Annotated in this window: 5 protein-coding genes; 2 read left to right on the top strand and 3 right to left on the bottom strand. The window is 72.2% G+C overall.

Annotation, left to right across the window (positions count from 1 at the left end; translation table 11 throughout):
* Positions 1 to 96 precede the first annotated feature (96 nt).
* Positions 97 to 1359 (bottom strand): type IIL restriction-modification enzyme MmeI, encoded by a 1263-nt coding sequence (locus LHA35_RS27600; protein ID WP_226614411.1) that lies wholly within the window; start codon positions 1357 to 1359, stop codon positions 97 to 99.
* A 111-nt stretch (positions 1360 to 1470) separates the two neighbouring features.
* Positions 1471 to 2895: a pyridoxal phosphate-dependent decarboxylase family protein gene (locus tag LHA35_RS27595; RefSeq protein ID WP_226614409.1), complete on the bottom strand. Its 1425-nt coding sequence runs from the start codon at positions 2893 to 2895 to the stop codon at positions 1471 to 1473.
* A 132-nt stretch (positions 2896 to 3027) separates the two neighbouring features.
* On the opposite strand from LHA35_RS27595, the gene LHA35_RS27590 reads away from it, so the two are divergent.
* Positions 3028 to 4023, top strand: a complete 996-nt coding sequence (locus LHA35_RS27590) for a Bug family tripartite tricarboxylate transporter substrate binding protein (RefSeq protein WP_226614407.1) — start codon at positions 3028 to 3030, stop codon at positions 4021 to 4023.
* Between the two features lie 300 nt (positions 4024 to 4323).
* Entirely contained in the window at positions 4324 to 5283 is a 960-nt protein-coding gene (locus tag LHA35_RS27585) for an NAD(P)H-binding protein (protein ID WP_226614412.1), read from the top strand.
* Between the two features lie 88 nt (positions 5284 to 5371).
* Here LHA35_RS27585 and LHA35_RS27580 read toward each other — a convergent pair whose 3' ends face one another.
* Entirely contained in the window at positions 5372 to 5584 is a 213-nt protein-coding gene (locus LHA35_RS27580) for a hypothetical protein (protein WP_226614405.1), read from the bottom strand.
* Positions 5585 to 6014 lie beyond the last annotated feature (430 nt).

Genomic DNA, 6014 nt, shown 5'->3' with positions numbered 1-6014 from the left:
ACCACCGTGGTATCGCTCGTCATGGCGTATCGCTCCTTCGGGAGGTCCTGGCAGGCTCGTCACCCGCCTCGATACGCCGCCTCTCTCAGCCCGCCATCACCCAGTTTCGGCCATAGCTCCCTCCACCTCGATGCCGAACATCTGGTCCACATTCACCGAGGACAGCACCACGCCGACGAGCTGCCCGGCCTCCTCCCCGCCATAGCGCAGCCGCAGCGCCTCCAGCTCCAGCCGCCGCAGCTCGCGATAGGCGACGACGAGAAAATTGCCGCAGCCGCAGGCCGGGTCGAAGACCCGCACGCGCCGCAGCCGCAGCAGGAAGGCGTCCAGCTTCCGCGCCTCCCGCCCCGCCGCCGCCAGCGCCTCCCGCAGCCCGTCCAGGAAGAGCGGGTCGAGGCATTTCAGGATATTCGCCTCGGTCGTGTAGTGCTCGCCGCCCCGCCGCCGCTCCGCGCGGTCCTTGATGCTCTGGAACAGGCTGCCGAAGATGGCGGGGGAGACGCGGGACCAATCGACGCGGCAGCAATCCAGCAGCGCCGCGCGCATGCGCGCATCGGTCTCCGGCTGCTCCACCGGATCGTCGAAGAGCCGCCCGTTGACATAGGGGAAGGCCCGCAGGCCCTCGTCGAGCGATTGCTGCCGCCGCCCCTCCGGCGTCGCCAGCACCCGGTGCAGCCGGGTCAGCCAGGCGCCGAGGTCGCTGCCATCCGCGGCCGTGCGCTGCTCGATCAGGTCGCGGAAGATACCCCGCTCGAAGATATTGGCGCAGTCGGCGAACAGGCAGAACAGCGTCCGCACCATCCAGATATCGAGGTCGCGGCCGGTGAAGCCGTCATCCTCCAGCAGATCGTGCAGCTCGCCCAGGCGCTCCGCCGCCTCCCGGTCCACCGGGTTCAGCGTGCCGTAGCGCCGGGTGGTGTAGCCGCTGAGGAAGCCGAACAGGCCGAGCCGCTGCGGCAATTGCCGCAGCGGGAATTCCCGCTCCGCCCCGCTCTCCAGGTCGTACAGCCTGAGCCGGGCGAAGTCCGAGACGATGATGAAGCGCGGCAGCTCGCCATCCCGCAGGCCGGGGAAGTAGTCGCGCGCCTGGGCCGCGGCGGTGTCCAGATCCTCGCCGCGCGACTTGTGCTCGACCAGCACCACCCCCTTCCAGAGATAGTCGATCCGACCGCGCCCGCTGCCGGTCAGCAGGTTGGCCACCGGCCGCTCGAAGGCGCCGACGCGGCGGGCATTGATGCCGAAGACATGGAAGAAGTCGCGCCAGAAGGACTGCGCGTCCGCCCGCTCGCTGGCGGCGTCACGGTATTCCTGGACGAAGGCGAGGGCACGGGCACGAATCTCGTTGAGCGATAACGGCATGGCAATGAGCCTGCCGCCGCTCAACCGTTGAGTCCATCGACCCTGGAACGATTACATCATAGACAGTATGCATCCGGGGCGGTGGCGCGCGACCCCCGCCCACGCCGCCGCTCAGCCGGCGGGCCCGCCCTCCGCCTCCCGCCGCATCGCCTGCCACAGCGCCGCGACATCCGCCCGTTCCGTCGCCTCGGCGCCGATCGAGACGCGCACCATCCACCGCCCGTCCAGCAGCGCGGGCGTCAGATAAGCGGCGCCGGAGCGGTTGATGCGCTCCGCCCATCCCGTCGTGTGCGCATCCAGCGCCTCGCCGGAAAGGCCGTCCGGCTCATGCCGCAAGCAGAGCGTCTGCAGCGGCACCGGCGCCAGCAGCCGCCAGCCCGGCGCCGCCGCCACCTGCTCCGCCAGCCAGCGCGCATTGGCCATGTCCCGCCGCAGCCGCGCCCGCAGCGCCGCGACGCCCTGTTCCCGGATGACGAACCAGAGCTTGAGGGCGCGGAAGCGCCGGCCGAGCGGGATGCCCCAGTCCCGCAGGTTCTTCACCTGCCCGTCCGCCGCGCTCTGCAGGTAGGAGGGGTTGGTGGACATCACCCGCACCAGGTGCTGCGGGTCCCGCACGAAATGGAGCGAGCAGTCGAAGGGCACGCCCAGCCACTTATGGGCATTCAGCACCAGGCTGTCGGCGCCCTCGATCCCCTCCCACATCCAGCGGCATTCCGGCAGGATCATCGCGCTGCCGGCCATGGCCGCGTCCACATGCAGCCAGAGGCCGTGCCGCCGCGCGACCGCGGCGATGGCGCCGACCGGGTCGAGCGCGGTGGTCGCCGTGGTGCCGGTGGTGGCGACCACGGCGCAGGGGCGCAGGCCGCGCGCCAGATCCTCCTCCACCATCGCCGCCAGCGCCTCGGCGCGCATGGCATGGGTCCCGTCGCAGGGAACCAGGCGCAGATGCGCCCGCCCGAACCCCGCCAGCAGCGCCGCCTTCTCCACCGAGCTGTGGCCATGGGCGCTGGCATAGACCAGCAGCGGCCGGTCCTCCGCCTGCAGCCCGCCGCGCGCCATGGCGTAGCCCGTCGTCCGCTCCCGCGCGCAGAGCAGGGCGACGAGGGTGCTGGTGGAGGCGGTGTCCTGGATCACCCCGCTCCAGGCCGCGGAGAGGCCGACCATCTGCCGGACCCAGTCCGTCATCACCTCCTCCAGCTCGGTGACGGCGGGGCCGGACTGCCAGGAGAGGCCGATGACGCCGAGGCCGGTGGAGACCAGGTCCCCCAGCACGCCGGCGAGGGGGGCATTCGCCGGGAAATAGCCGAAGAAGCGCGGCGACTGCCAATGGGTGATCCCCGGCATCACGATGCGGTCGAGATCGGTCAGCACCGCCTGCATCTCCTCCGGCTGCTCGGGCGGCGCGGCCGGCAGCCGCGCCCGGATCTCGCCCGGCGCGACCTGCGCCTGGACGGGGTGCTGCGCGAGTCCCGCGCGGTAGTCGGCCACCCAATCGACGAGCTGGTGGCCCAGGCGGCGGAATTCCTCGGGTGTCATCGGCGCCCTCTTCATCTTTGGCGGCGAATGTTGCGGACCGGCGCGGCGGGGGCGAGCCCCCTCCCTTCCGCCGCGCGGCATTCGGTGCCATGGAGAGGGCAAGGCAGTCCAACCATGCCGGGAGAGAAACCTATGCCTGATCGCCGCACCCTGCTGCTGGGTGCCGCCGCCGCCGCCCTGGCCGCGCCCGCCCTCCTCCGCTCCGCCGGGGCGCAATCCGCCGGGGACTGGCCGAACCGCCCCGTCCGCGTGATTATCCCCTGGCCGCCCGGCGGTTCCACCGACGTGCTGGCGCGCATCCTCTGCGAGCAGTTGCATGCGAAGCTCGGCCAGCCCTTCGTGCTGGAGAACCGGCCCGGCGCCTCCGGCAATATCGGGATGGATGCGATCGCGAAGGCGGCGCCGGACGGCTACACACAGGGGCCGGCGACCATCGCCAACCTCTCCGTCGCGCAATTCCTCTATGCGAAGCTGCCCTTCGACCCGGAGAAGGACTTCTCCCTGGTGTCGATGCACTGGGAACTGCCCAATGTGGTGGTGGCGCCGGCCCAGTACACGCCGGCCAACACGCTGCAGGAACTGATCGCCTGGCTGAAGTCCCGCCGCAATGGCGTAAGCTTCGGCAGCCCAGGCGTGGGCACCACCGCGCATCTCTCCGGCGCGCTGTTCTGCGACCGGCAGAAGATTGATGGCCAGCATGTGCCCTTCCGCGGCGCGGCGCAGATCATCCCAGCCATGCTCTCGGGCGACCTGACCTTCGCGATCGACAACCTGGCCAGCTACATGCCGGTGATCGCCGAGGGGCGGATGAAGGCCTTCGCCGTCACCAGCCCGGAACGCTGGCCGACCCTGCCGAACATCCCGACCATGGCGGAGGCGGGGGTGCCGGATTTCGTCATCACCTCCTGGTGCGCCTGGGTGGGGCCGGCGGGGATGCCGCGGCCGATCATCGACAAGGTGAATGCCGCGATGAAGGAGGTCGCGGCCGATCCGACGGTGCAGCAGCGCTTCATGCAGACCGGCGCGAAATGCGTCTGGAGCACGCCGGAGGATGCGGCGGCGCATGCAGCGCGGCAGCGGCCGATGCTGGCGGAGATGGTGAAGATCAGCGGCGCGCGGATGGAATAGGCACCGGGCACCCGGCGCGTCGTTGAGATGCGCCAGAGCAGATCGCGGACGGGCGTTCAGTTCCGAACGCAATCCGCTGTAGGGCGCTTTGACCGATCCTGCCTCAGGCCATAGGAAGCGGCCGGGCCTGCAACGGGCCGCCCGGAACCGCCCTCCCGCCCGGTGGGGCGGGGCGTCCCGGGTTCATCGCGCGCCACCTTTCCGGAGGCATGAATGGTCCCGGCCATGGATGATCCCGGCATGGCAGCGCCGGACCGGGACGGCTCCCGCCCGGCCCCTGCGGCGCCGCATCCGCGGGACATGACCGTGCGCGGTTCCGGTGGCGTGATCCATGTCATCGGTGCCACCGGCCGGTCCGGCCTGGCCCTCTGCCGCGCCCTGGCGGCGGCCGGGGAGGATTTCGTGCCGGTGCTCCGCGATGCGGCACGCTGGCAGGCACTCGGCCTGCCGGGCATGCCGCGCCTCGCCGACCTGCGCGACCCGGCGGCGCTGCGCGCCGCCCTGCGCGGGGCGGGCCGCGTCGCCGCCTGCACCCATGCCCGCTGGACCCCGGCGATCCTGGCCGCCACGGAACCGGCGACGCCGCTGGTGCTGATGGGATCGACCCGCCGGTTCTCGCGCTGGCCGGATGCGCATGGCGACGGCGTCCGGGCCGGGGAGGCGGCGCTGCTCGCCAGCGGCCGGCCGGGCATCATGCTGCACCCGACGATGATCTATGGCGCCGAGGGCGAGAACAATGTCCAGCGCCTCGCCGCGCTGATGCGCCGCCTGCCCGTGGCGCCCCTGCCTGCCGGCGGCGCCGCGCTGGTCCAGCCCATCTACCAGGAGGATGTCACGCGCTGCCTGCTGGCGGCGCTGCGCCGCCCGCTCGCCGGGCCCGAGACCCTGGTGATCGCCGGGCCCGAGCCGGTGCCCTACCGGGAGTTCCTGCGGCAGGTCGCGCGGGCCGCCGGCCTGCGTCCGCCGCCGGTCCTCTCCATTCCGGCGATGCCGCTGCGGCTGCTCGCGCCCCTCTCCCGCCTGGTGCCGGGCCTGCCGACGATCGGCGCCGACGAGATCCGGCGGCTGACCGAGGACAAGGCCTTCGAGATCGGCCCGATGCGCGCGGCCCTCGGCGTGTCCCCGATCCCGCTCGCCGAGGGGCTGGCCAGGACCTTCGCGGCAGGGCCTCCGGAGCGCCCCGGGGAGGGCGCGGGGCCTGGACGGCCGGTGGATTCCATGGGGCGTCAGGACAGGCGCACGGATTGCGTCCAGCCCTAGGCGGGCTTCGCCTGGGATGGGACCCGGCCGGGATGGCAGGCCAGGGCGCTGCCCCTGGCCCTCGGCAAGCCGGCGCGCCGGTAGAGGCTCAGCTCCGGTTCACCGGATCATGCACATGGTGCCGGTCGCGCTCCCCGCCGCCGCCGGAGACCCGGCTGTGGTCCGGGTTGGTCGGCCCGCCCGGCTCCGGGCCGTGCTCGTCGCGGTCGCGATGGGCGCGGCCATGCTCGCCGCCCTGGTGGCTGCTGCCGGGTCCGCCGGTGTCCCGCTTCGTCTCGTGCTCGCCGCGCTGCTGTTTCATGCTGGTGCCCCGAAGCTGGAATGTGCCTGCCGATCCCCAGCTTGCGCCGCCGAGGGGCGGCGCAGTCCGCAGGGCAGGATGCGTCCGTGCCGGGCCGCTGCTTCGCGCCCCAGGCGGCACGCGCCCGGGCGCTCGCGGGCCCGATCCTTGTGCAGGCGGGCAAACGGCGCCGCCTGGATGGATCCAGGCAGGCGGCCCTTTGTCCCTACAGCGGATTGCGTTCAGGACTGAACGCCCATTCGCTGTAAACCACTGTTTGTAGAGCAGATTCACGCTGCGGGGCGTTCACGCCCCTCCGCGATCTGCTCTAGCAGGCTGCTGAAAAGCGCGCAGGATCGGCGGGTGCGGTAGGCTCCGGCGGACCTTCCATGCGCCCGCTGCCGCGTGGCGGCTGCCAGAAACACGTTTCCGGCGCCAGCGGCGCTCCCTT

The organism is Roseicella aerolata (genome assembly GCF_020523605.1).
Taxonomy (GTDB): Bacteria; Pseudomonadota; Alphaproteobacteria; order Acetobacterales; family Acetobacteraceae; genus Paracraurococcus; species Paracraurococcus aerolatus.
This window is presented reverse-complemented; position numbering and strand designations above follow the sequence as displayed.

Excerpts from the sequence above, each read along its gene's own strand:
- LHA35_RS27580 (WP_226614405.1), bottom strand. The coding sequence starts at position 5,584 with ATGAAACAGCAGCGCGGCGAGCACGAGACGAAGCGGGACACCGGCGGA.
- LHA35_RS27585 (WP_226614412.1), top strand. The coding sequence starts at position 4,324 with ATGACCGTGCGCGGTTCCGGTGGCGTGATCCATGTCATCGGTGCCACC.
- LHA35_RS27590 (WP_226614407.1), top strand. The coding sequence starts at position 3,028 with ATGCCTGATCGCCGCACCCTGCTGCTGGGTGCCGCCGCCGCCGCCCTG.
- LHA35_RS27600 (WP_226614411.1), bottom strand. The coding sequence starts at position 1,359 with ATGCCGTTATCGCTCAACGAGATTCGTGCCCGTGCCCTCGCCTTCGTC.
- LHA35_RS27595 (WP_226614409.1), bottom strand. The coding sequence starts at position 2,895 with ATGACACCCGAGGAATTCCGCCGCCTGGGCCACCAGCTCGTCGATTGG.